This is a genomic window from Amycolatopsis sp. cmx-4-54, from assembly GCF_046548895.1.
Classification (GTDB): Bacteria; Actinomycetota; Actinomycetes; order Mycobacteriales; family Pseudonocardiaceae; genus Amycolatopsis.
The window spans coordinates 938,296-961,370 of the sequence record NZ_JAEBEJ010000001.1 but is presented as its reverse complement, the minus strand read 5'-3'; the positions used below and the strand labels follow the sequence as shown (position 1 = coordinate 961,370).

The window sequence follows — 23,075 nt, the reverse complement described above, 5'->3', positions numbered from 1 at the left end:
GTGATTCTCGCCTTCGACGCGGCCCTGGCGTAGAGCCTTTCGCTCCGCCGGGCCGCGTCCTTCCGCATGTTCTCTTCTTCCCTTGCGAGAATCAGGAGGACGCCCCTGTGCGTACCCCGCATCGAAATCCCGTAACACAACTCGTGCTCTCCGGTGTCACCAAGCGTTTCGACGACCACGTCGTACTGGACCAGGTCTCCTTCACCGTCAAACCGGGGGAGAAGGCGGGCGTCATCGGCGACAACGGCTCGGGCAAGTCCACGTTGCTGAGGCTGATCGCGTGCCGGGACCGGGCGGACAACGGCTCGGTGACCGTCACCGCGCCCGGAGGCGTCGGCTATCTCCCGCAGACGCTGGAACTGCCCGACACCGCCACGGTCGGCGACGCGATCGACCTCGCGCTGGCCGACATCCGGGACCTCGAGTCGCGGCTGCGGGCAGCCGAAACAGTCCTCGAAACCGCAGAAGACCTGGCGGCTTACGGCGAACTCATGACCGCCTACGAAGCCCGTGGCGGTTACGAGGCCGACGCCAGGGTCGAGGCCGCCCTGCACGGGCTCGGGCAGCCGGGCCTCGATCGTGACCGTGCGCTGGGCAGCCTGTCCGGCGGTCAGCGATCCCGGCTGGCGCTCGCGGCCACCCTGGCCGCTTCGCCGGAATTGTTGCTGCTGGACGAGCCGACCAACGATCTCGACGACGAAGCCGTCGCCTGGCTGGAGAACCACCTCCGCGGGCATCGCGGCAGGCTCGTCGCGATCACCCACGACCGGTTGTTCCTCAGCCGGGTCACCACCACGATCCTCGAGGTCGACGCCGACCGCCGGACCGTGCACCGGCACGGCAACGGTTACGCGGGTTACCTCGCCGCGAAAGAGACCGCGCGGGCCCGGTGGGTCCGGGAGTACGAGGAGTGGCGGCTGGAAATGGCCCGTTACGAACGGCTCGCGGACGTCAACATCGACCGGTTCTCGGCGATCCCGCGCAAGGCTCCGGCGGCCTTCAGCGGGGCCGGCGCGTTCCGGGCCCGATCCCGGGCGCACGGGGCGATGAGCCGGATCCGGTCGGCGCGCGAGCGGATCCAGCGGCTCGAGGCGGGCCGCGTTCCGCCGCCGCCCGAGCCGCTCCGGTTCACCGCACGGATCGCCGCAGGGGAGACCGAAGTCGATCAGTACGTGGTGAAGGTGGACGACGTGTCGGTCGACGGCCGTCTGCCGCGGACGTCGCTCAGCGTGCTGCCCGGCGAACGGGTCCTCGTGACCGGGCCCAACGGGGCGGGCAAGACGACCCTGATGCGAGTGCTCGCCGGTGAGCTGACGCCGTCGACGGGGTCGGCGGAGCGGACCGGACGGATCGGGTTCCTGCACCAGAACGGCGGACTCGCCGCCGACGCCCGGACCGTTCTCGCGGTCTTCGCCGGGGACGGTGACGAGGACGCGGCGGCCGAGAGGCTGCTGTCGCTGGGCCTGTTCCGGGCGCCGGATCTGCGCAAGCCGGTCCGGGAGCTGTCGATCGGGCAGCGGCGCAGACTGGAACTGGCCAGGCTCGTGACGGCCAAGACCGATCTGCTCCTGCTCGACGAGCCGACCAACCATCTCGCCCCGGATCTCGTGGAGGAGATGGAGCAGGCGCTCGCGGAGTACTCCGGCGCGCTCGTGGTCGTCACCCACGACCGGCGGATGCGGCGGACGTTCGAGGGCAGGCGGCTGGAACTGGTCACTTCAGCGGCATGAGCGGTCCGTCCACTTTGGCCGGATCGAGGCAACTGTTCAGCCCGTCCACGAGGGAACAGGTCCCCGGACCGCGTTCGAGCCGGAAGCCCTGCGGCACGCCACCCGCCCTCACCAGAGCCTGGTAGGCGGGGACGGCGTCCGTGGGGCGCCGGGCCAGCGCGGGATCGGTGAGAGCGTCCACTGTGTACAGTCCGAACCGGGCGCGATAGCTGCCCCATTCGTAGTTGTCGGTGAGGCTCCAGTAGTTGTAGCCGATGAGGTTCATCCCGTCGGCTTTGGCTCGCTGGAGCCAATACACCGTGTCGTGGACGTGGTCGCCGCGGGTGTAGTCCGCGTCGCGGAGCTTCCCGTTGTCGGTCGCCATGCCGTTTTCGACGATGTAGAGCGGCAGGCGCGGGAATCGGTCGTGGTAGCTGCGCAGCGCGTAGTAGATGCCTTCGGGCTGGAGCTTCACGTCCCAGAACTTGTCGGTGGCGGCGGCGAACACCGTCCAGTTGTCGATGCTCAGACCGTAGTAGTAGTCGATCCCGATGAAGTCGAGTTTGTCCTTGACCTGGTCAAGGAAGAACCAGTCGGCCATCCCGTTGACCCCGGTGAGGTAGGCCTGGTTGCTGGTGACCTTCGACGTCGGGTCGAGTTCGTGGATCAGGTCGTAGGCCCGCCGGTGCGCCTGGACGATGTTGGACTGCGCGGCGAAGTACCGCGTGGCGTTCAGCGCGCCGACTTTCTGTTCGTTCTTGAGGAAGATGAGCGGCTCGTTGAACGTCACCCAGAGGACGTCCTGCCCGGCATAGCGCTGGACGATCTTCCGGCTGAACTCCAGCCACGCGTCGGCCGTCCGAGACTCGGCCCAGCCGCCCTGATCCAGCGCCCAGCCCGGGTAGACCCAATGATTGAGCGTGATCATCGGGGTCATGCCGGCGGCCCGGACCTGCCGGAACACGTCGTCGTAGAAGGCCAGTTCGGTCTCGTCCCACCGGCCGGGTGCGGGTTCGACGCGAGCCCACTCGATGCCGAAGCGGTAAGTGTTGACGCCGAGCCCGGCCGCGAGGCGGATGTCGTCGGCGTAGCGGTGCCGGAAGTCGACGGAGTCGCGGTACTCGTCGACGCCGTCCTTGCCGGCGGAACGGTCCACGAACCGCTTCCAGTTGCTGTCGGGCGCGCTGCCTTCGGACTGGTAGCCCGAAGACGCGACGCCCCAGTAGAAGTCCCGGGACCAGTCGTCATCCTGCGATGCGGACGCGTTCACGGCCGAAAGTGTCGCGCATAGTGAGACGGCGACCACCGACGACAACACCCGGCGTAACCTTCTCCGATGCTCCGGCCACTTCGTCGATCGTTCACCAGCGTCCGCCATCCTCGGGACGCTAACGTGGGTGAACGGTGTAAACAAGCGGCCGTCCGGGGACTTCGACGATGACGTTGGGGAGATGATCGACTTGACCGGCAGCACGGTCCGACACGCCGTCTATCTGCCGCCTTTCGGCCCGTTCGGTGAGCCGGGAGTGCTCGTCGACCTCGCCGTACGCGCCGAGGCGGCGGGCTGGGACGGGTTCTTCCTGTGGGACCACGTGGTCGCGGACACCATGCCCATCGCGGATCCGTGGACGACGCTCGGCGCCATCGCGCACGCCACCGACCGGCTGCTGTTCGGCCCGATGATCACCCCGCCCGCCCGGCGCCGCCCTTGGGTGGTCGCCCGGCACGCGTCGACGGTCAGCAGGCTCTCCGGCGGGCGGCTGATCCTCGGCACCGGGCTCGGTTCCGACGAATCCGGTGACTTCAGCCGGTTCGGTGAGCAGACCGACCTGCTGACCCGATCGGCGATGTTCGACGAGGGCCTGGAGGTCATCCGCGCGATCTGGTCCGGCAGGCGCTTCGATCACGACGGCGCGCACTACCAGGTCGCGCTCGCCGAAGCCCCGCCCGAGCCGTTCCCGATCCCGATCTGGGTGGCGAGTTCCACCGACAACCCGCGCGTCGTCCGGCGGGCGGCGTTGTGCGACGGGATCTTCCCGAATCCGGAGGACCACACGCCGACCGCCGAGGAGATCGCGGAGACCCACCGTGCGCTCGGTCTCGCCGGGCTGGAGCCGGGCCGTCCCTTCGACGTCGCCGTCGCCGGGAACGCGAGCCCGGCGTGGGAGGAGCCGATCAAGGTCGACCTGCCCGCGCTGGGGCAGGCGGGGATGACGTGGTGGATGGAGTCGCTGATGCACCTCGACCCGCTGGAGCTTTCGCAGAAGATCGTGGACGCCGGCCCGCCTCGGTGGTGAGCGGCCACTCGGCCTCGAACGGTGCCGACGTTGCGAAAGCCACTTTCGCAACCCTCAACGTTGCGAAAGTGGCTTTCGCAACATGCCGTGTCCGCCGTCCTCTCGTCGGCTGTCCACAGTGGACCGACACTCCGCCGTCCGTCGGATCTCGTTGCTCCGAACGACTTCATCACCCTTGCGGTGTCGCCGGCCTTTGCTAACGTCACCGCGGCGTCCTGCGAACCAGTGACGCTCGGGGGAGGGGCGGAATGGCTGACGAGCACCATGCGACGCGGCTGGAAACCGGGGTCTCGCTGGTCAACGCGTTGACGGGGGAGCATATCCACGGCAGGCCGAAACCCGCCCTCCGGGGCCAGGATCTGGTCCGCGACGCCACTGAAGCGCTCGGAACCGGGAACGGCCAGGTCGATCTCCTGACCGCGGAGCGGCTGCGGAATCTCGCGTCGCGTCTGCGGGAGATCATCGAGTCGCTGTCGGTGCGGGAACAGGATCGGGCGGCCGGGCTGCTCAACCAGATGCTCGTCGACAGCAAGGCCCGGCCATCCCTGCATCGCCACGGCGAACAGTCGTGGCAGCTGCGTTTCCACGGTCCTGAAGCCGACCTCGTCCAGCAGTGGGCGGCAGGTCTCGCGGTGTCCGTGGCGGCGGTGCTCGGCGACGACATCCCTCATCGGGTCGGGTTGTGCGCGGCGCCGCGGTGCGACCAGGTGTACGTCGACGCGAGCCAGGCGCAGATCAAGCGGTTCTGCGGACTCGCCTGCCAGAACCGGGTGAAGGCCGCCGCGTACCGCGCCCGCCGGTCAGGAGTGTGAGCCTCGTGGTGTCGCGTCGACGTACCACTCGCGGTTGAACATGAGACCGAAGAGCGGCGCCGGGAGCCGGGTGATCACGCGCATCAGCAGCGCGAGCCTGCCGTTCCCCTTCACCTGCGAGGAGTGAGCGGCGATCGCGGCCTGCTTCTGGCGCGCGAAGCGCCGGACGTCGAAGGTGTGCGTGATCTCGGACTTGGCGCTGTAGAAGCGGAGAAGCGCGTCGACGTCGTAGCGGAACGGGATCCGTGACAGGCGCACGATCCGCACCAGGCGCGCGACGACGTCGCGGGGGATCGTGGCCTCCAGCAGCCGGACGTCGCCGGCGAGTTCCGCCGCCCGCTTGCCGACTTCGTGCACCTTGACGTGGTCGCGGTGACCGTAGCCGCCATTGCGGTCGTAGCCCAGCAGAACCGAAGCTTCCTCTTCGCGCAGGATCGTCACGAGCCGGGCTGCCGCTTCGTCGGTGCTCGCGCGGACGAAACGGACCCAGCCCGGCGGGTCCGGATAGAGAATCGGGCCGTGACCGCTGTCGGCGTAGCCGAGATGGACGACCCGCGCGACGCCCAGCACCTTCGCGCTCGCCTCGAGTTCGGCCCACCGCGGCGCGTTCGCGCCCAGCATGCCGATGGTGGCGACGACGAGGACGACCCGGTGGCCGTCCGCAGCGGCGCGGGCGAGGGTGCCGCCGGTCAGCAGGGCTTCGTCGTCCGGATGGGCGTGGAAGGTCACGATGGTCGTCACGCTTCGAGCATGCCCGAGGTCCCCGGAACAGTCGGTGGTCGGCTCTTGACCGTCCGTCGACCCTGTGGGTAATCTTCCCTTTACTTTCCAATAGTAAGGAAAGTTTCCTATTTAACTCCGCCGCCCTGACCGTCGGCGCGCCAACGTCGGTGCCGTCGACGCGAGAGGAGAAGCCGAATGCGTTGGGACAAGATCCGTCTCCGGGTGACGGCCGCACTGGCCGCCGGACTGCTCGCCCCGGTCGCGATCGCGAGCACGTCGATGGCGACCGAGACCGCGGCAGAACCCGCAACGCAGGCAGCCGCCGCGCTGCCGCCGGGAAGTCCGGCGGCGGTCAACGGGCAGCTGAAGGTCTGCGGCCTCCAGCTCTGCAACTCCGCCGGCAAACCGATCCAGCTCCGTGGCATGAGCACCCACGGGATCCAGTGGTTCAGCCAGTGCGTGAAGACCGCTTCGCTCGACGCGCTGGCCAACGACTGGAAGGCCGACGTCCTCCGGATCTCGATGTACATCCAGGAAGGCGGCTACGAGACCAATCCGCGCAAGTTCACCGACATGGTGCACGGCTACATCGAAGAGGCCACCAAACGCGGGATGTACGCCCTGGTCGACTGGCACCAGCTCACCCCCGGCGACCCGAACGCCAACCTCAGCCGCGCCAAGACGTTCTTCACCGAGATCGCCCAGCGGCACAAGGACAAGACCAACATCATCTACGACATCGCCAACGAGCCCAACAACGTCAGCTGGGACCGGGTCCGCAGCTACGCGGAGCAGATGATCCCGGTCATCCGCGCCCAGGACTCCGACGGCGTCGTACTCGTGGGCACGCACGGCTGGGGCTCGCTCGGCATCTCCGACGGCCGCAACGAGACCGACATCATCAACAACCCGGTGCGCGCCGGCAACTTCATGTACACGTTCCACTTCTACGCGGCGTCGCACAAATCCGAGTACTTCAACGCGCTGAGCCGCGCCGCGAGCAAGATCCCGCTGTTCGTGACCGAGTTCGGCACCCAGACCGCCAGCGGTGACGGCGGGAACGACTTCACCAACTCGCAGAAGTACCTCGACTTCCTCGCGTCGAAGAAGATCAGCTGGACCAACTGGAACTTCTCCGACGACAGCCGTTCGGGCGCGGTGTTCAAGCCGGGCACCTGCTCGGGCAGCTCGTTCACCGGCACGGCTCCGCTGAAGCCCGCCGGTGTCTGGATCCGGGACCGCATCCGCACCGCGGACAACTTCCCGACCTCCTGATCCCGGCAGCGCGTATGTCGGGAAGGGGTCGTTCAAGACGAACGACCCCTTCCCGACCCTTCAGCCCAGAGGTTCGAAGTCCAGCGCGGCGAGCCGGTCCGGGTCGGCGAGGATGTCGATCGCCGCGATCTTCCCGCCCACGACGGTGAACGCGAAAACCGTCGTCGGGACGCCGTCCTTGGTGACCACCATCCCGGCCGCGCCGTTGACCAGCGCGGGCCGCAGCTCCCCGCCCTCGCCCGCCGTCCGGAACATGAGCGCCTGGCTCGCGATCGTGGCCGCCCCGCGCACGAACCGCGAAGTCCCCGCCGGGGCCGGGCCGCCCTCGGCACGCAGGATGACGTCCGGGTCGAGCACCGAAACCAGCGCGTCGAAGTCACCGCCCCGGGCGGCGGCGAAGAACGCGTCGACGACTTCCCGCTGACGGCTCAGGTCCGCGTCGGGGACCGTCGGTGACCCCTGCAGACGGCGGCGCGCGCGGCTGGCGAGTTGCCGGGTCGCCGCGGAGGACCGGCCCACGATCGGCGCGATCTCGTCGAACGGCAGGGCGAACATGTCGTGCAGGACGAACGCCAGCCGCTCGGCGGGGTCCAGGGTGTCGAGCACGACCAGGAGCGCCAGCCCCACCGAATCCGCCAGCAGTGCTTGGTGTTCCGGGTCGATCCCGCCCTCACGGCCGATGATCGGGTCGGGGAGCTGCGCGCCGACCGGCTCCTCCGGCCGCGACTTGCGGGAGCGCAGCATGTCGAGGCAGATCCGGCCGACGACGGTGGTCAGCCACCCGCCGAGGTTGTCCACGTCGCCGGAATCCGACCGGCTCAGCCGCAACCAGGCCTCCTGCACGGCGTCGTCCGCTTCGCTCAGCGAACCGAGCATCCGGTACGCCACCGCCCTCAGATGCGTCCGGTGCCCTTCGAAGCGCCGAGCCAGCCAGTCGTGTTCGTCCACGGTCCCCATCCTTCATCGATCAGTCGTAACCCTGACGCGTGGGGGATCGAAGATGTGACAGGCTCAGTGAAGGCGGAGACCCAAGAGCCTGCTGCGAACGCTGTGGAGTTCGCCGCCGGTGACACCTGCGTCGAGCAAGTACTGCTCGACATCGAAGCCGTTGAGGGTCGCGATGACGGCTTGTTCGGTCGTGGTGCCCCGGTCCGCGAGGACAGCCTGGATGAACGGTTGTTGGTCGGCGGTTCCCATCGCGGCGTACAGATCCTTGAGGGCTTCGGCGGACATGGCGTAGTCCGCGGCGATCGCCCGGGGTTCGACGTCGGCCAGCGCGAGCAGCAGAAGCGCGATCAGCCCGGTTCGATCTCGGCCGCCGCCACAGTGGAACAGGACTCCGCCGGGATCGGTATGGGCGATCGCCCTGATGACGGCGGCGCAACGCTGGGCCTTCCGCTGGAGGAAGACGGGATAATAGAGCGGGGTGCCGTTGAGCCGCTGACGATTGACGTGCTGCCAGAAGTCGATGTCGTCGATATCGTCGAGCGGGACTTCGAGACGGTCGAAGGAAGCCGGTGTGGTGGGACCTTCTGGGCCGGCAGCGAATTGTGCCGAGCCCGCCAGGGTCGTCAACGAGGTTTCGGCAGGCCGGATCTCGTCCGCGTTGCGGAGGTCGATGACCGTGCGGACGCCGGACTCGCGCGCTTGTGCCCAACCTGTTTCGGTGACGAAACGAAGGTCCGCTGCCCTGAAGAAAACTCCAAAGCCGGTCGTGGCGCCGGACCTGGTCGGCAGTCCGCCGAGGTCTCTGGTGTTGAAGAAACCTTCCCAGGACACTGCTCTGCTCGTGTTCATCGTTCGGGTCCTCTGTCCTCATGACATCGTCAGTCAGGCTGGGTCTGCGTTCATTCGCGGATAGCCGCCGTCGACCTCCTTCACAGGTTTGTGGGGGAAGCGGCGTTCGGCGTAGGCCTTCGCCGCCGAACCTTCTTGCACGTACAGTGTCTCCACCTTGTCCTGCAACGGTTTCACGATGGTTCCGAGAAAGCCACGACGGTCTTCGAGGTACGGACCGAGCACGTCTTCGCCCGCCGGGCAGACCGCCATGCAGTACGCGGCCTTGTAGTTCGGCTTGAACGCGAGGCTCTGCCACATCGACACGTTCTCCGAGTCGGTCACCCTGGAGCGGAAGTCGGCGGCGTCCTCGCTGTCGGCCACGGTCTGCGCCCAGTCGGTGAAGCCGCTCATGAACTCACGGTAGTTGTGCGTCGAGCAGGCGAGGAAGTCGAATTCGCCGGTTTTCGAAATCGCTCCGATGGGGCAGGCGGCGACGCACAGCTTGCACTCCAGGCAAGGGTTGTAGTCAAGCGCCTCGCCGTAGGTGGACACCTCGGCGTCGACGAGCAACGTCGCGAGGAGCACGAAGTTGCCGAATTTCGGGTGGATGACGTTGCGATGCAGTCCCATGGCGCCGAGCCCGGCCGCGACGGCGACCGTCTTGTGCGCGACGACCCAGATCCGGCCGGGATAGTGCTCCATCTCCATCGGAAACGTCGCGGACGGGTTGATCGCGCGGTATCCGGCGTCCTGCAGAGTCCGGACGATCGTGTGCCCGGCTTCGTTGATGATCTCGCCGGTGCGGTGGAACTCCTGGTTGGCGACGCTGCGGGCGGGGGAGCGGACGTCGTCACGGTTCATCCGCACCACGAGCGAGACGAGGGTCTTGGTGCCGGGCAGTGCGCGCTCGACGTGCTCGCGTTCGCCCGCCAGATCCGGATGGTCGAGCGAGACGGCGGCCGCGTCGTCGGCGCCGGCGGCGAGGCAGATCTCCTTGAGCCAGGCCGCGTCGATCACCGGGGACGGCTTGTCGCGCGGTCTGGCGAGCACCGCCCGCACCGACGGATGGGCCGCCAGTTTCTTGGGGAGCCTGCCGGTCACAACGCCTCCAGGATGGTCGCGTTGGCCTGGCCGCCGCCTTCGCACATCGCCTGCAGGCCGTAGCGGGCGCCGTGGTGATGCAGGGCGTTGACGAGCGTGCCCATCAGCCGGGTCCCGCTCGCGCCGAGCGGATGGCCGAGCGCGATCGCGCCGCCGTGGACGTTGACCTTGGCCGGGTCGGCCCCGGTTTCCTGCTGCCACGCCAGCACGACACTGGCGAACGCCTCGTTGATCTCGAAGAGGTCGATGTCCGCGAGGCTCAACCCCGCACGTCGCAGCACCTTCTCCGTCGCCGGGATGACGCCGGTGAGCATGAGCAGCGGGTCGGATCCGGTGACGGCGAAACTGTGCAGGCGGGCGCGGGGGCGCAGGCCCAGCCGGGCGGCGGTTTCGCTGGAGGTGATGAGCAGGGCGGAGGCGCCGTCGTTGATCGGGCTGCTGTTGCCCGCGGTCACCGACCAGTCGATCTGCGGGAAGCGCGCGGCGACGGCCGGATCCTGGAACGCCGGGCGCAGCTTGGCGAGCGTTTCGAGGTCGGTGCCGGGCCGGACGGACTCGTCGGTGGAGATCCGGCCGGCCGGTGTCTCGATCGGCACGATCTGGCTCGCGAACCGCCCGAGCTCGTGCGCCCGGGTCGCCTTCCGGTGCGAGGACATCGCGAACTCGTCCATCGCCGGGCGGCTGAGCGACCATTTCGCGGCGATGAGTTCCGCGCTGATTCCTTGGGGTACCAGGCCTTCCGGGTAGCGGGCGGCGACGCCGGGGCCGAGCGGATCGGTGCCCGGCAGCACGTTCGACCACATCGGCACGCGGCTCATGGACTCGACGCCGCAGGCGATGACGACGTCGTACGCGCCGGCCATCACGCCCTGCGCGGCGAAGTGCACGGCCTGCTGACTGCTTCCGCACTGTCTGTCGACGGTGGTCGCCGGCACGGTTTCCGGCAGCCCGGCCGCGAGGGCCGCCCACCGGGTGACGTTCTGGGCCTGTTCGCCGACCTGGTCGACCGCGCCGCCGATCACGTCGTCGATCAGCTCCGGGTCGAGGCCGTTGCGTCGGACGAGAGCCTGCAACGTATGGGCGAGCAGCTGGACCGGATGGACCCCGTGCAGGGCGCCACCGGGTTTGCCCTTGCCGATCGGGGTACGGACGGCGTCGACGATGACCGCGTCGTGCACGGCTGCCTCCAGTAGTGAGTTGGTATCTCCAACTCACTGTGACACCGAGTGGGTTGGAAATCAAGACTCACTGGGTTTACGCTGGTCGCATGACCGAAGGACCGAGGGACTGCTCGATCGCCAATGCGATGGAGGTGATCGGGGAGCGCTGGAGCCTGCTCGCGCTGCGCGAAGTGTTCTTCGGTGCGCGGCGGTTCGACCAGATCGTCCGCAACACGGGGGCGAGCCGGGACATCCTGACCGCGCGGCTGCGGAAGCTCGTCGAGACGGGAATCCTCGAAAAACGGCTCTACGAGGAGCATCCGCCGCGCTACGAGTACGTGCTCACCGAGGCCGGGCACGCGCTCAACCACGTGCTGCTGAACCTCATGGCGTGGGGCGACGCGTACGTCACGGAGGGGCCGCCGCCGACGGTGTGGCGGCATTCGTGCGGCGAGGTCCTCGCGCCGGAGACCGTATGCGCGCACTGCCACGAACCGGTGCGCGAGAAAGACATGACGCTGGTGCGGAGCAGCAGGCGCGCCACGTCACCGTGAGTGTTCGGTGCCGGTGGTCTTCGCCTGCCCAGTACATGAAGGCCCCCATCCTGTACCTAGGCGCAAGGATGGGGGCCTTCATGTACTGGGCAGGGTGTGACTGTTGGTGCGGGGGCGATCATCGAGTCCGTGAAGGCCTCCTTGAGGGACCCAGAGTCCCTCAAGGAGGCCTTCACGGACAGCCGCTAAGCGCGGGCAGCCCATTCCCGGGCGATCATCCGCATCAGCGCCGGATAGATGATCAGGTACCGGAACGGTTTGATGACGCCCATGTACATCCGGCCGAACAGCCCGTTGGGTTTGACCAGCACCGCCATCTGACCGCGATACCCGCCTTGCCCGTCCTCGACCCAGGCGATGTGCAGGACGCCGTGCATGGTCCGGTTCGCCATTTCGGCGGCGAATTCGTCGTCGAGCCGGTAGAGCGGGGTGAACGGCAGCCAGTCCTCATCCGGGCCGGTGGGTGTGTCGCGCAGGTCTTCCGGCAGCCTGCTGCGGAGGGCTCCCACCCGGGTGTCGAGGCCGGAATTCCGTTTGTCCAGCCCCAGCAGGGCGCCGAGCTTCCAGCGCAGGGCCCACAGCGCCCGGACGGGGAGTGGTGCCCCGTCCGGGAAATTCCCCGACGAGAACTGCTTCACCAGCTTGCCGAAATCGTCCGGTCCGCCGGGTGTCCCGAGTGCCCAGACGTCTTCGAGGTCGAAGTCCCCGGCGATTTCGTGGATCCGCCACGAGCGGGTGGTGTGGGCCGTGTTCGCGAGTTTCATGCCGACACCAGCTGGACGATCTCGCGCGGACGGACTTCGCGGTCGTCGAAGGCGACGTCCACGTCCGCCGAGTCCAGAGCCCGCATCGAGGCCGCCTGTGCCGCCTCGGATTCCCATCGCACGATCGACACCACGGCGTCGCCCGCGGCGGTGACCCAGCATTCGGCGGCGAGGCAGCCCGGAGTGGAGCGCAAGACGTCGGCGACTCGCCGGACGCGCGAGACGAATTCGTCGTGATGATCGGTGTGCGGGTAATGCGTGGCCACGAATCCGACAGTCATCGTCGTTGTTCCTCCCAGTGAACTTCCGCCATCTATACGGTAGCGTATATATCGTCCTCGTGGTGCCGGAGTGACGGGAGATACGGTGATCTCATGGCCGCAGAAACCCGGACCCCGCCGAGCGCCTGGATCGACGCGGGACTGCATGCCCTCGCCGCCGGAGGTCCCGACGCCGTGCGTGTCGAGGCGCTCGCGAAAGCCTTGGGTGTCACCAAAGGCGGGTTCTACGGTCATTTCGCCGACCGGGGCGCGCTGCTGGAGGGAATGCTCTCCACCTGGGAGCGGATGAGCACCGACCTGCTCTTCGAGAGTGTCGAGAGTGAAGGCGGTGACGCCAGGGCGAAGATCCGGCGCGCGGGTCTCCTCGCCGGTGAGCGTCTGCTGCCGATCGACCTCGCCATCCGGGATTGGGCCCGGCGCGACCCGGAGGTGGCCGAGCGGCTGCGCCGGGTCGACAACCAGCGAATGGACTACCTGCGTTCCCTCATGCGCGAGATCTTCGCCGACGAGGACGAGGTCGAAGCCCGCTGCCTGCTCGCGTTCTCGCTCCTGATCGGCAAGCACTTCATGGCCGCCGACCACGGTGGCCGTACCCGGGAAGAGGTCACCGAGCTGGCCGGAGCACTCCTTCTCGGCGGCGGGCCCGGTCATGGCGGCTGAGGCGGGCGACCGGCTCCTGGCCTTCCTTCGTGAGCTTGAGGCGGTGCGGATCGCGGAATCGAGGTGGCAGCTCGACGGATCGATCTGGCAGGCGGTCGTGGACGTCGAGCCGCGCCGATGGCTCGGGCTGGCGTTCGAGGCGGTGGACCCCGTGACCGGCAAGTGCGCCACCTACGACATCGACACCGATCTCTACGACCTCTCGCAGCCCAGGCAGCGCGAGTTCGCGGAGGAGATCGAGCGGGACATCATCCAGTTCCTGGACAACCTGAGGAAGGGAGCCGTCCTGCAGGGGAATGACGGAGAGAAGTTCGTGCTCGTCTTCCCCTTGGGCAACGCTTACATCCGGGTCGTCCAAGGTCGCTTCGCAGGAAGCGCGTCCACGTACCCTGATCTCGCCGCTGCGCTGGCCGGTGGTGACCACGTCCCCCTCAGTCGTCCTCATCCTCAGGCGTAGTGGGGACCTGCTTGCGCGCGACGTAGATGAGCAGCCCGATGATCACCACGGGGCCGACGAAGATCAGGATCTCGTCCCAGCCGCCCTGGTGCATCATCAGCACCCGCGCCGCGATGGTCATGAGCCGGAGACCAGCGCGATCCCGAGCGCGGTGTAGCCGATCATCAGCGCCAACATGGGGTACTGGCCCACCTTGACGTAGTTCGCGCGCAGCACGCCGACGGACCGGTCATGCGCCGAGGTCACGGCCAGCACGTGCCCGGCGACGATCCCGGCGATCTGCACCAGCGCGATCACGCCTGCCGAGACGACCGTGTAGTCGATCGCGCGGCCGAATCCCTGCTGTCCGGAGAACACGGCGAACGAGAAGTAATGCGCGACCGTGTAGCCGACCATGATCGGAATCAACGACGGCGCGAACGCGGGATACGGATCGAACCCTCGGCGCAGATACGGCCTGGTGAGGCTGATGGCGCCGGCGTAGGCGCCGTAGGTGAGCGCGATGCAGGCCGCGAGCCCGGCCGTCCCACCGAGGACACCGGCGTCCAGCGACGTCCAGAACGGAAGCCGGGTGAGGCCGTCGAACGCCGTCGAGCCGAGCACCACCAGCACCAGCGCGGTCAGCCAAGGAGCGGGGGAGATGGTGAGCAGGCCGTCCAGCGGATTCCGGATCACCAGGCGCCCATCCGCCCGCCTGCCGAAGGGGGAGAGGGCGGCGATCAGGCGCGCGTAGACCTCGAAGGCGTCACCGCGGTCGAACCAGCGCGGACCGAACACCGCACCGAGAGCGATGTGTATAACGGGATATACGGTGGCGAACAGAGCGATCGCTCGTGGTGAGTCCGAGTGCGGGAACACCAGTTCCAGCCAAAGGAAAGCCAAGAGGCCGGCGATGGCGGGCAGGTAGCCCAGCCGGTCCGGGAGTTCGCGATGTCGTGCGGGGATCAGTGCCGCGACCGTCCTCAGTGGATTCAATCGCGTCCAGACCGGGCCGAACAGAAGTGAGAGCGGGACCAGCCCGACCCAGAACCAGACGTAGAACCATGCCGGAGCGGGATTGTCGGCCGAGTTGTCGGGACCTGCCCACGCCATCGCGAGAAAGCCCGCGAGCAGCGCCACGCCGAGCACGCGCATCGCGATTCGCGAGAACCCGCCGTCGACGAACCGTTGCAGGGCGAGGGGGAGGGGGCGGCCGGCGTCGGTACCGCGGAGTTTCGGCTCCTTCCAAAGCACGGTGAGTGCGAAGAAGGAGACAACGACCGCGGCCGCTCCCGCGTAGAGCGCGAGCCATAACGGGACCGGCAGATCGGACCGGCCGCCGAGACCGTGCGCCAGGATCATCCGCTCACCCGGAGCTTGGTCACCGCCGCGCCGCTCTTGTGCAGTTCCACCTCGAAGATCCCGTCGATGTTCGCGGTGAAGGCGACCGTCCCCGGAACCCCTGGCGCCAGCTGGGCGGCCTTGTCGTAGCCGTGGACGTGCAGTTCGTCCGGCTGGTCCGAGGTGACTTCGAGGGCGACGCTCTCGCCGGTGCGCACCACGACCTCCTCCGGCCCCGTCGTGCGCTTGCCCTCGGTGATCGAGAACTTGACGGTCCGGGTGCCGGTGCCCGGCGCCTGTTCGGAACCGGTCGATCCCGAACAGCCGGTCACAGCCAGCAGTGCGGCCACGGTGATCCCGCAGATTCCGCCGATCCTCCGCATCGAGGTGCCTCCAAGTCGTACGCCCCGGCTTGCCCGGCCGGGACCTTGCGCCTATCGTGTTACCCCAAGGTAACAGTTACTCAGGTTAGCAGGAAGGCGAGAACGGTGTTCATGGCTCAGGAGAGCCCGCCTGCCGGCGGCGCGCAATTCGGGCAGATCCTCATCGCGGGCCTGATGTTCACCGCGGTCTTCCTGCCCTTGGCGCTTTTCGTGCTCCGCGAGCGCGCGGGGAAGCGGACGGTCTTCGGCCGCGTCGCAGACTGGATGGGTGATTTCAGCGGTCTGCCGCGCTGGGCGGCGCTGCCGATGTTCGTCGCCTTCCTCTCCGGGATGTCGGCGTTGATCGGCGTCTACTGGGACGTGCCGATCCACATGGAGCTCGGCCGCGACGAAGGTCCGCTCGCGAACCCGTCGCACTACCCGATCTACTTCGGACTGATGGGGATCTTCGCCAGCGGCGTGCTCAGCGCGACCCTCGCGACGAAGGACCTGCCCAAGCGCACGTTCAAGATCGGCCCGCACTGGCGGGCGCCGATGGGGTCCATCCAGATGATGGCGACCGGTCTGGTCGGTATCGCCGGGTTCCCGCTCGACGACGTATGGCACCGCCTGTTCGGCCAGGACGTCACCGAATGGGGACCGACACATGTGCTGATGATCGGTGGCGGCGTCTGCGTCGTGCTGGGGCTGCAGTTGCTGCTCGGCGAGGCCCGCCAGGTCGGCGCGACCGGGCCGGTCGTTCGCCTGCTCGGCCCGGTTCTCGCCGGTGCCTGGATGATGGGTGCTTCGGCGTTCCTCATGGAGTTCGACCTCGGCGTCCCGCAGTTCCCGATGCTGTCGCAGGTCGTGCTCGTCGGCCTGATCGGCGCCTGGACGCTGACCTACGGGCGGCTGTCCTGGGGGCCGGGCGGCGCGCTGATCGTGCTCGCGGTCTTCCTCGCGTCCCGTGCGTCGTTCGCCGTGATCCCGATGTTCGCCGACCTGCACGTGGCCTCGCTGCTGCCGTACGTCGCCGAAGCGGTGATAATCGAGGTCGTCGCCCTCGCGATGCGCAGCCGGAAGGGCTACACGTTCGCCGCCGTCGCCGGTCTGCTCGTGGGGACGGCCGGAATGCTCGCCGAGGCGGCGTTCACCCGATGGCTGATGCCGAACCCGTGGCCCGCCGCCCATCTGCCGCTGTTCGTCCTGTTCGGGACCGGCGCGGCCCTCGCGGGCGCGTTCATCGGTGTCTGGCAGAACCAGCGAGTGGAGGAGACGGCGACGCGGGTTCCCGCGGCGGGACCCCGGCACGTGGTCGGGCTCGTCGGCGCGCTGGGCGCGGTCGCCTTGATGTCCTCGGTCGCCGTCCCGCAGGATCCGGAACCGGGGTTGACCGCCGACGTCCGGCTGACCGAGGCCGCGACCGGGCTGCCGATCTCGAATCCGCACGGCGGCGGCACCCCCCGCTGGGTCGACGCGACCGTCACGATCTCGCGGCCGGACCTGGCCGACGACGCCGTGTGGCTCAACGGTTTCGCTTGGCAGGGCGGCGATTTCTTCACCGCGCCGCTGGAGAAGATCGGCGACGGGGTGTACCGCACCGCCCAGCCGTTGCCGGTGTTCGGCCAGTGGAAGACCGGGATCCGCGTGCACGTCCCGAACCGGGTGATGGGGCTCGCTCCGATCTACGCGCCCGCCGACTCGGCCGCGAACGCGCCGTCGATCGACGCGACGTCCGGCACGCGCCCGTTCATGTCGGAGATCGAGTTCCTCCAGCGGGAGCGGAAGTCGGAGACGCCCGCCGTGCTGTGGACGGTCGCGTACGTGACCGTCGGGCTCATCTTCGCCGGTATGTGGGCTCTGTTCGCGTGGCTCTACGCGGCCGCGGCCACCGCGCGGCGGCGTGAGGTCTCGGTCGGCTGACTTCCCCCGCGTTTCGTCCTCTGGATGCGGTACTTGCGTGTGCAACTACCGCATGCAGAGGACGAAACGCTTTGCTCTCACTTCGTCGCACGTATCGATTGGGCATCATCGCGCGCAAGGCTTTTGCAAGCCCGCTTCCCTTGAATACCCAGGACGCTGCACGTGGTGCCGGTTCGCGCGCCGAATCGGTGACACAGGGCAATGTCAGCGAGACGTATAGTAGCTGTCGACCACGCGTCGGCATCCGCCGTGCACGATCGGTATTGGCGAGTCATTGCGCGGTTACCGCGACATGTGGTTACTTTTCCGCCTCGGGGGTTGGGTCACAGCGAGTTTCGATGGGGTGGTCTTCGTGCACACAGAGCGTTTTCCCAGGCGACGGCGCGGTCTTCGCGTGGTCGCGGTGCTTGCCGCTTCGGCGGTCGCGACGGTGCCTTTCGTGCCCGCCGCGGCGGCGCAGCAGCAGGGCAAGGTCCTCCGGGTGGCGCTCACGACCGGCATCGACCACCTCAACCCCTTCACCGCCCAGCTGGCGGCGTCGACGCAGGTCGGCCGGTTCAACTACGAGTTCCTGACCCTGCCCTCGGCCGAGGACACCCAGCCCACGGGCGGGATCGCGGAGTCGTGGAAGACCTCGGACGACAAGCTCACCTGGACCTTCACCATCCGCCAGGGGATGAAGTGGTCCGACGGCAAGCCGATCACCGCGCAGGACCCCGCGTACACCTTCCAGCGGATGCTCGACGACGAGAACGCCCGCACCGCGAACGGCAGCTACGTCACCAACTTCGCTTCGGTGTCGGCGACGGACGACAAGACGCTGGTCATCAAGACCAAGGCCCCGCAGTCGAGCATGACCTCGCTCGACGTCCCGATCGTGCCCAAGCACATCTGGGAGCCGATCAAGGATCTCAACGATCCTTCGACCGACGACATGGCCGTGGTCGGCGTCGGCAGCGGACCGTATCTGCTGACCGAGTACAAGAAGAACGAGTTCGTGAAGTTCAAGGCGAACAAGGACTACTGGCGCGGGGCGCCCAAGGTCGACGAGCTGCAGCTTCTGCAGTTCAAGGACGCCGAGGCCGCGGTCAACGCGCTGAAGCAGGGCGAAGTCGACGTCATCAACCGGCTCACGCCCACGCAGTTCGACGCGCTCAAGGGCGAGAAGAACATCACCACGAACAAGGCGCCGGGCCGCCGGTACAACGAGCTCATCATCAACTTCGGCGTCAAGAACGTCCTCGACCAGCCGATCGGTGACGGCAATCCGATCCTGAAGGACATCCGCGTCCGCAAGGCGATCGCGCAGGCCGTCGACACCAAGACCATCGTGGACAAGGTGATGAACGGCTACGGCCAGCCCGGTACCGGGGTCGTGCCTGCCATCTACAAGGCCTACACCTGGACCCCGTCGGACGCCGAGAAGGCCAAGTTCGACATCGCGGCCGCGAACGCCACCCTCGACCAGGCGGGTTACGCCAAGGGCGCGGACGGCATCCGCGTGGCGCCCGGCGGCGCGAAGCTGGAGTTCCGGCTCGCCGGTCACGCGAACCGGCCGTTCGACCAGCGTGTCTCGCAGTTCGTCAGCGGCTGGCTCAAGGACGCCGGCATCGGCGTCAAGCAGGAACTCGTCTCCGACGACGAACTGGACGACCGCACCACCGCGGGCAACTACGACCTCGCGATCTCCGGCTACGGCACTTCGCCCGACCCGGACTACGCCCTCAGCCTGAACACCTGCGCCGGCCGCCCGAACGCGGAGGGCAACGGCGGCAGTTCGGCGACGTTCTTCTGCGACCCGCGCTACGAAGACCTGTACAAGAAGCAGCTGACCGAGTTCGATCCGGCGAAGCGCGCCGAGCTCGTCAAGCAGGCGCAGGCCGTGCTGGCGGGGGAGTACGTCGACGTCGTGCTCGACTACGACAACGTGCTCGAGGCCTACCGGTCGGACAAGTTCTCCTCGTTCACCAAGCAGCCGCAGCCCGACGGCGCGATCCTCGAGCAGTCCGGCTACTGGGGCGTCTACGGTGCCACTCCGGCGGACGCGGCCGCGGCGGGAGCGCAGGAGAGCAGCAACACCGGATTGTGGATCGGCATCGGCGCGGTCGTGCTCGTGGTGCTCGTCGGCGGCGGCGTGCTGCTCGGGCGGCGCGGCAAGTCGGCCGACGACCGGGAGTAAGGACGTGTCGGCGGAGTTGAGATTTACTCCGAGAAAGGGACATGACGCGTGAACACTGCTGACGACGCGCTCGCGGGTTCACCGACAGAATTCGAAGGACCGCGTTGACCGAAGCACTCACTTCCCTCGAAAAGACCCCGGCGCTCGGCGATCCCGACGAGCGCCGGGGCGGGACCGGCACCGCCCGGTTCGTGCTCTCCAAGATCGGTGGCGCGCTGGCGAGCCTCGCGCTCGTCGTCGTGCTGGGGTTCTTCCTGTTCCGGACGCTGCCCGGCGACCCCGTGCGGTTCATGGTCCGCGACCGGCCGACCGATCCGAAGATGATGGCGGAGCTCCGGGCGCAGATGGGCGTGGACAAGCCGCTGCTGCAGCAGTTCTGGGACTACCTCACGGGCCTCCTCCAGGGCGACATGGGGGTCTCGTACCTGCAGCGGCGCCCGGTCTTCGACATGGTCGGCGAGCGGTTGTGGCCGACGATCCTGCTCGTCGGCAGCGCGACGGTGCTCGCGGTCGCGCTCGGCCTGTGGCTCGGTATCCGCGCGGGCTGGCGCCGGGGGAGCAGGTTCGACAAGGTCCAGACCGGGATCGCGCTGACCCTGTGGTCGGTTCCGCAGTTCTGGCTCGGGCTCATGCTGCTGGTGGCCACCAACGGCCTCTTTCCCAGCCGGGGCATGCATTCCCCGGACGTCGCGCCGGGCTTCTTCAGCGAAGGTCTCGACGTGCTCCACCATCTGGTGCTGCCGTGCGTGACCCTGCTGGTGGTGTTCTACGCGCAGTACATGCTGGTCATGCGTTCGTCGCTGATCGGCGAGATGAACTCGGACTACCTCACCACCGCGCGGGCCAAGGGGCTGCGCGACGATCTCGTCCGCAAGCGGCACGCCGTGCCCAACGCCCTGCTCCCGACGGTGACGCTGGTCTTCATGCAGTTCGGGATGGTGGTCTCGGGCGCGGTGTCGGTCGAGGCCGTGTTCAGCTGGCCGGGGCTCGGGCAGCTGCTCTACGAAGCGCTCCGCGGGCCTGATCTGCCTGTCCTGCAAGGAGTCTTCGTCACCCTCGCGGGTGCGGTGGTGCTGATGAACCTGCTCGCGGAGTTGCTCTACCGCGTGCTCGACCCCAGGGTGCGGACGGCATGACCACAGCGGAAAAACCCGGTTCGATCGTCTGGCGCCGCCGCCGCGAGGCCGTGGCGAAGCGCTGGCACGAGTTCACCACGAACAAGGCGGGCGTCTTCGGGCTGGCCTTCCTCGGTGTCATCACGCTGCTGGCCATCCTCGCGCCGGTGATCTCGGACGAGTCCGGCCTCGACGTCACCAAGGCCGAAGGCACTTCCCTGGACCCACCCAGCGGGGAGTTCTGGCTGGGCACCGACATCGACGGCCGTTCGGTGCTGCTGATGACGTTCTGGGGGGCCCGGATCTCGCTGCTCACCGGCTTCTCGGCGGCGTTCCTCTCGGTGCTGATCGGCACCGTCATCGGGATCGCGGCCGCGCATTTCGGCGGCTGGCTGTCCGGGCTCCTGCTGCGATTCACGGACTTCTTCCTGGTGCTGCCGTCGCTCGTCCTCGCCGTGGCACTCGCCTCCGTGCTGGATCAGGGCACGATGACGGTGATCATCGCCATCGGTGTCACCGCCTGGCCGAGCACCGCGCGCCTGGTCCGCGCGCAGACCCTCACGATCGAGGGTCGCCCGTACATCGAGCGCGCGAAGGCGCTCGGCGGCGGTCACCTGCACATCGTCGGCAAGCACGTCCTTCCCGGCGTGATGCCGCTCGTGCTGGCCAACACCACGCTCGTCGTGGGCAACGCGGTCATCGCGGACGCGACGCTGGCGTTCCTCGGCGTCGGCAATCCGAACACCGTCTCGTGGGGAGCCATGCTGCAGACCGCCTTGAACAACGGCGCGATCAGCAAGGGCGCCTGGTGGAACCTGCTGCCGCCGGGTGTCGCGATCGTCGTGGTCGTCCTCGCCTTCACCCTCGTCGGACGCGCGCTGGAGACCGTGCTGAACCCGCGCCTGAAGGGACAGCACTCATGAGCCCCTTGCTGGAACTGAAGAGCCTCGGCGTCACGTACGCCACCGGCAGCGGTGAGGTCGCCGCCGTCCGCGGGGTCGACCTGGTCCTCGAACCCGGCGACACCCTCGGGGTGGCGGGGGAGTCGGGGTCGGGGAAGTCGACGGTCGCGATGAGTGTGCTGCGGCTGCTCCCGCGGTCGGCGAAGGTCAGCGGGGAGATCCTGCTGGACGGCGAAGACGTCACGGCCATGAAATGGGGCAGGCTGCGCGCGGTGCGCTGGGCCGAGGCCTCGGTCGTGTTCCAGGGCGCGATGCACGCGCTCAACCCGGTCCGCCGGATCGGGGAGCAGATCGCCGAGCCGATCCGTCTGCACCCGCCCGGGGGCAAGGCGCTGTCGGACGCGGACGTCCAGGCCAAGGTCAAGGAACTGCTCGAACAGGTCGACCTTCCGCCCGGTCGCGCCGGCGCGTATCCGCACGAGCTGTCCGGTGGCCAGAAGCAACGCGTCATGATCGCGATGGCGCTGGCCTGCTCGCCGCGGTTGATCATCGCGGACGAGCCGACCACCGCGCTCGACGTCGTCGTCCAGGCGCAGGTGCTCGACCTGCTGGGCAGGCTGGTCGCCGAACAGGGGATCGGGCTGATCATGATCAGCCACGACCTGTCGGTGCTCGCCGCCACCTGCCGCCGGATCGCGGTGATGTACGACGGCGAAATCGTCGAGGAGCGGCCGAGCGCCGAGCTGATGAGCGCGCCGCGGCACGAGCACAGCAAGGCGCTCGCGGCCGCGTTCCCGACCGTCGGCGACCCGGTGTCCCGCTTCGCGCCGGCGACCAGCACGCCATTGCCACCGGAACCCGAACGCGGTGGCGACCAGCCGGCGCTGCTGGAAGCCGAGGATCTGCGTGTCAGTTTCCGCGATCGCACCGGCAAGCGGATCAACGCCGTCGCCGGAGTGAATCTCCAGGTCCGCAAGGACGAGATCGTCGCGCTCGTCGGCCAGTCCGGCTCTGGCAAGACGACGCTCGCCCGGACGCTGCTGGGCCTGCAGAAACCCGATTCCGGCGCGGTGCGGTACGACGGTAAACCGGTTCCGCTCGGCGGCGCCGGCCTCAAGGCGTACCGGCGGCAGGTCCAGCTGGTGCTGCAGGACCCGACGAGTGCGCTGAACCCGAACCACACGGTTTACGAGGCCGTCGCGGAAGGCCCCCGCATCCACGGAATGGGCGCGAACGAGCACGAGATCGTCACGAAGGCCCTCGAAGCGGCCGAACTACGGCCCGCGGAGAAGTACCTCGACCGGCTTCCGCACGAGCTGTCCGGCGGCCAGCGGCAGCGGGTAGTCATCGCGGGCGCGCTCGCGCTGGATCCCGGCGTGATCGTCGCCGACGAACCGGTGGCCTCGCTCGACGCGTCGGTGCGCGGGGAGATCCTCGCGCTGTTGCTGCGCCTGCGGCGTGAACTGGGCCTCGCCGGGCTGGTGATCACCCACGACCTCGGCCTGGCCTGGAACATCGCCGACCGGGTCGCCGTGATGTATCGCGGGGAGCTGGTGGAAGTGGGTACCGTGGAGGAGGTCCTGCAGGACCCGAAGCACGACTACACGAAGTCGCTGCTCGCCGCGTTGCCCGGTGGAACGGCCCGGGAAACACCCATTGCCGCGCACTCGCACAGGCGCGGTGTGTAACCTCCAATCTCGAA

At 68.2% G+C, this 23,075-nt stretch carries 23 protein-coding genes; 12 read left to right on the top strand and 11 right to left on the bottom strand.

Translation table 11 applies throughout. The features are described 5' to 3' along the window. Nucleotides 1-107: 107 nt before the first annotated feature. Entirely contained in the window at nt 108-1,730 is a 1,623-nt protein-coding gene (gene abc-f, locus ACLJQ7_RS04685; RefSeq protein ID WP_410646892.1) for a ribosomal protection-like ABC-F family protein, read from the top strand. Here the strand turns inward: abc-f and ACLJQ7_RS04680 are convergent. Next, complete coding sequence (locus ACLJQ7_RS04680) at nt 1,714-2,979, bottom strand: family 1 glycosylhydrolase (protein ID WP_410646891.1); 1,266 nt, start codon at nt 2,977-2,979, stop codon at nt 1,714-1,716. The genes abc-f and ACLJQ7_RS04680 overlap by 17 nt on opposite strands. A gap of 181 nt (nt 2,980-3,160) precedes the next feature. Between ACLJQ7_RS04680 and ACLJQ7_RS04675 the strand changes: the two genes are divergently transcribed. Both ACLJQ7_RS04675 and ACLJQ7_RS04670 read left to right on the top strand, forming a co-directional pair. Further along, nucleotides 3,161-4,006 (top strand): LLM class flavin-dependent oxidoreductase, encoded by an 846-nt coding sequence (locus ACLJQ7_RS04675; protein ID WP_410646890.1) that lies wholly within the window; start codon nt 3,161-3,163, stop codon nt 4,004-4,006. Between the two features lie 248 nt (nt 4,007-4,254). Then, nucleotides 4,255-4,818, top strand: coding sequence for a CGNR zinc finger domain-containing protein (locus ACLJQ7_RS04670; RefSeq protein ID WP_410646889.1), 564 nt, complete (start codon nt 4,255-4,257; stop codon nt 4,816-4,818). On the opposite strand, the gene ACLJQ7_RS04665 is transcribed toward ACLJQ7_RS04670, so the two are convergent. After that, a complete protein-coding gene (locus ACLJQ7_RS04665) occupies nt 4,807-5,559 on the bottom strand; it encodes a PIG-L deacetylase family protein (RefSeq protein WP_410646888.1) in 753 nt (250 codons plus the stop codon). The genes ACLJQ7_RS04670 and ACLJQ7_RS04665 overlap by 12 nt on opposite strands. A gap of 177 nt (nt 5,560-5,736) precedes the next feature. Here ACLJQ7_RS04665 and ACLJQ7_RS04660 point away from each other — a divergent pair, with 177 nt between their 5' ends. Then, complete coding sequence (locus ACLJQ7_RS04660; RefSeq protein ID WP_410646887.1) at nt 5,737-6,816, top strand: glycoside hydrolase family 5 protein; 1,080 nt, start codon at nt 5,737-5,739, stop codon at nt 6,814-6,816. Between the two features lie 60 nt (nt 6,817-6,876). Here ACLJQ7_RS04660 and sigJ read toward each other — a convergent pair whose 3' ends face one another. From sigJ to ACLJQ7_RS04640, 4 genes are all read right to left on the bottom strand, one after another. Then, nucleotides 6,877-7,764, bottom strand: coding sequence for an RNA polymerase sigma factor SigJ (sigJ, locus tag ACLJQ7_RS04655; RefSeq protein ID WP_410646886.1), 888 nt, complete (start codon nt 7,762-7,764; stop codon nt 6,877-6,879). 63 nt (nt 7,765-7,827) lie between these two features. Next, nucleotides 7,828-8,613 (bottom strand): tyrosine-protein phosphatase, encoded by a 786-nt coding sequence (locus ACLJQ7_RS04650; RefSeq protein WP_410646885.1) that lies wholly within the window; start codon nt 8,611-8,613, stop codon nt 7,828-7,830. Nucleotides 8,614-8,646: 33 nt separating this feature from the next. Further along, a complete protein-coding gene (locus ACLJQ7_RS04645; RefSeq protein WP_410646884.1) occupies nt 8,647-9,696 on the bottom strand; it encodes a (4Fe-4S)-binding protein in 1,050 nt (349 codons plus the stop codon). After that, on the bottom strand, nt 9,693-10,874 hold the full coding sequence (locus tag ACLJQ7_RS04640) for a thiolase family protein (protein WP_410646883.1): 1,182 nt from the start codon (nt 10,872-10,874) through the stop codon (nt 9,693-9,695). The genes ACLJQ7_RS04645 and ACLJQ7_RS04640 overlap by 4 nt, the downstream gene beginning before the upstream one ends. 89 nt (nt 10,875-10,963) lie before the next feature. On the opposite strand from ACLJQ7_RS04640, the gene ACLJQ7_RS04635 reads away from it, so the two are divergent. Continuing rightward, nucleotides 10,964-11,410, top strand: coding sequence for a winged helix-turn-helix transcriptional regulator (locus ACLJQ7_RS04635; protein WP_410646882.1), 447 nt, complete (start codon nt 10,964-10,966; stop codon nt 11,408-11,410). A 185-nt stretch (nt 11,411-11,595) separates the two neighbouring features. Here the strand turns inward: ACLJQ7_RS04635 and ACLJQ7_RS04630 are convergent, their stop codons facing one another. Together ACLJQ7_RS04630 and ACLJQ7_RS04625 are read right to left on the bottom strand one after the other, a co-directional pair. Then, nucleotides 11,596-12,174 carry a DUF2867 domain-containing protein gene (locus ACLJQ7_RS04630; RefSeq protein ID WP_410646881.1) on the bottom strand — a complete coding sequence of 193 codons (579 nt, stop codon included), beginning with the start codon at nt 12,172-12,174 and terminating at the stop codon, nt 11,596-11,598. Then, a complete protein-coding gene (locus tag ACLJQ7_RS04625; protein ID WP_410646880.1) occupies nt 12,171-12,455 on the bottom strand; it encodes an antibiotic biosynthesis monooxygenase family protein in 285 nt (94 codons plus the stop codon). The genes ACLJQ7_RS04630 and ACLJQ7_RS04625 overlap by 4 nt, the downstream gene beginning before the upstream one ends. A gap of 93 nt (nt 12,456-12,548) precedes the next feature. Between ACLJQ7_RS04625 and ACLJQ7_RS04620 the strand changes: the two genes are divergently transcribed. Beyond that, on the top strand, nt 12,549-13,115 hold the full coding sequence (locus ACLJQ7_RS04620; RefSeq protein ID WP_410646879.1) for a TetR/AcrR family transcriptional regulator: 567 nt from the start codon (nt 12,549-12,551) through the stop codon (nt 13,113-13,115). Further along, a complete protein-coding gene (locus ACLJQ7_RS04615; protein WP_410646878.1) occupies nt 13,105-13,572 on the top strand; it encodes a hypothetical protein in 468 nt (155 codons plus the stop codon). Before ACLJQ7_RS04620 ends, ACLJQ7_RS04615 begins: the two co-directional genes overlap by 11 nt. Here ACLJQ7_RS04615 and ACLJQ7_RS04610 read toward each other — a convergent pair. The 3 genes from ACLJQ7_RS04610 to ACLJQ7_RS04600 are packed head-to-tail and all read right to left on the bottom strand — an operon-like array spanning nt 13,547 to nt 15,275. Next, complete coding sequence (locus tag ACLJQ7_RS04610; RefSeq protein ID WP_410646877.1) at nt 13,547-13,693, bottom strand: hypothetical protein; 147 nt, start codon at nt 13,691-13,693, stop codon at nt 13,547-13,549. The genes ACLJQ7_RS04615 and ACLJQ7_RS04610 overlap by 26 nt on opposite strands. Next, nucleotides 13,690-14,913: a hypothetical protein gene (locus ACLJQ7_RS04605; protein ID WP_410646876.1), complete on the bottom strand. Its 1,224-nt coding sequence runs from the start codon at nt 14,911-14,913 to the stop codon at nt 13,690-13,692. The genes ACLJQ7_RS04610 and ACLJQ7_RS04605 overlap by 4 nt, the downstream gene beginning before the upstream one ends. Beyond that, the gene (locus tag ACLJQ7_RS04600) at nt 14,910-15,275 is read right to left on the bottom strand and encodes a hypothetical protein (RefSeq protein ID WP_410646875.1); all 366 of its coding nucleotides are present in this window, start codon (nt 15,273-15,275) and stop codon (nt 14,910-14,912) included. Before ACLJQ7_RS04600 ends, ACLJQ7_RS04605 begins: the two co-directional genes overlap by 4 nt. Nucleotides 15,276-15,386: 111 nt before the next feature. Between ACLJQ7_RS04600 and ACLJQ7_RS04595 the strand changes: the two genes are divergently transcribed. The 5 genes from ACLJQ7_RS04595 to nikE all read left to right on the top strand — a co-directional run bounded on the left by ACLJQ7_RS04595 (nt 15,387) and on the right by nikE (nt 23,061). After that, complete coding sequence (locus ACLJQ7_RS04595; RefSeq protein ID WP_410646874.1) at nt 15,387-17,177, top strand: hypothetical protein; 1,791 nt, start codon at nt 15,387-15,389, stop codon at nt 17,175-17,177. A gap of 394 nt (nt 17,178-17,571) precedes the next feature. Next, on the top strand, nt 17,572-19,356 hold the full coding sequence (locus ACLJQ7_RS04590) for an ABC transporter substrate-binding protein (protein ID WP_410647011.1): 1,785 nt from the start codon (nt 17,572-17,574) through the stop codon (nt 19,354-19,356). A 104-nt stretch (nt 19,357-19,460) separates the two neighbouring features. Then, a complete protein-coding gene (locus tag ACLJQ7_RS04585; RefSeq protein WP_410646873.1) occupies nt 19,461-20,492 on the top strand; it encodes an ABC transporter permease in 1,032 nt (343 codons plus the stop codon). Next, complete coding sequence (locus tag ACLJQ7_RS04580; RefSeq protein WP_410646872.1) at nt 20,489-21,394, top strand: ABC transporter permease; 906 nt, start codon at nt 20,489-20,491, stop codon at nt 21,392-21,394. The genes ACLJQ7_RS04585 and ACLJQ7_RS04580 overlap by 4 nt, the downstream gene beginning before the upstream one ends. Then, entirely contained in the window at nt 21,391-23,061 is a 1,671-nt protein-coding gene (gene nikE, locus ACLJQ7_RS04575) for a nickel ABC transporter ATP-binding protein NikE (RefSeq protein ID WP_410646871.1), read from the top strand. Before ACLJQ7_RS04580 ends, nikE begins: the two co-directional genes overlap by 4 nt. Nucleotides 23,062-23,075 lie beyond the last annotated feature (14 nt).

Coding starts and splice junctions, on each gene's coding strand:
- ACLJQ7_RS04675 (WP_410646890.1), top strand. CDS start 3,161: ATGATCGACTTGACCGGCAGCACGGTCCGACACGCCGTCTATCTGCCG.
- ACLJQ7_RS04670 (WP_410646889.1), top strand. CDS start 4,255: ATGGCTGACGAGCACCATGCGACGCGGCTGGAAACCGGGGTCTCGCTG.
- ACLJQ7_RS04660 (WP_410646887.1), top strand. CDS start 5,737: ATGCGTTGGGACAAGATCCGTCTCCGGGTGACGGCCGCACTGGCCGCC.
- ACLJQ7_RS04650 (WP_410646885.1), bottom strand. CDS start 8,613: ATGAACACGAGCAGAGCAGTGTCCTGGGAAGGTTTCTTCAACACCAGA.
- ACLJQ7_RS04635 (WP_410646882.1), top strand. CDS start 10,964: ATGACCGAAGGACCGAGGGACTGCTCGATCGCCAATGCGATGGAGGTG.
- ACLJQ7_RS04630 (WP_410646881.1), bottom strand. CDS start 12,174: ATGAAACTCGCGAACACGGCCCACACCACCCGCTCGTGGCGGATCCAC.
- ACLJQ7_RS04625 (WP_410646880.1), bottom strand. CDS start 12,455: ATGACTGTCGGATTCGTGGCCACGCATTACCCGCACACCGATCATCAC.
- ACLJQ7_RS04620 (WP_410646879.1), top strand. CDS start 12,549: ATGGCCGCAGAAACCCGGACCCCGCCGAGCGCCTGGATCGACGCGGGA.
- ACLJQ7_RS04615 (WP_410646878.1), top strand. CDS start 13,105: ATGGCGGCTGAGGCGGGCGACCGGCTCCTGGCCTTCCTTCGTGAGCTT.
- ACLJQ7_RS04610 (WP_410646877.1), bottom strand. CDS start 13,693: ATGACCATCGCGGCGCGGGTGCTGATGATGCACCAGGGCGGCTGGGAC.
- ACLJQ7_RS04605 (WP_410646876.1), bottom strand. CDS start 14,913: ATGATCCTGGCGCACGGTCTCGGCGGCCGGTCCGATCTGCCGGTCCCG.
- ACLJQ7_RS04600 (WP_410646875.1), bottom strand. CDS start 15,275: ATGCGGAGGATCGGCGGAATCTGCGGGATCACCGTGGCCGCACTGCTG.
- ACLJQ7_RS04595 (WP_410646874.1), top strand. CDS start 15,387: ATGGCTCAGGAGAGCCCGCCTGCCGGCGGCGCGCAATTCGGGCAGATC.
- ACLJQ7_RS04580 (WP_410646872.1), top strand. CDS start 20,489: ATGACCACAGCGGAAAAACCCGGTTCGATCGTCTGGCGCCGCCGCCGC.
- nikE (WP_410646871.1), top strand. CDS start 21,391: ATGAGCCCCTTGCTGGAACTGAAGAGCCTCGGCGTCACGTACGCCACC.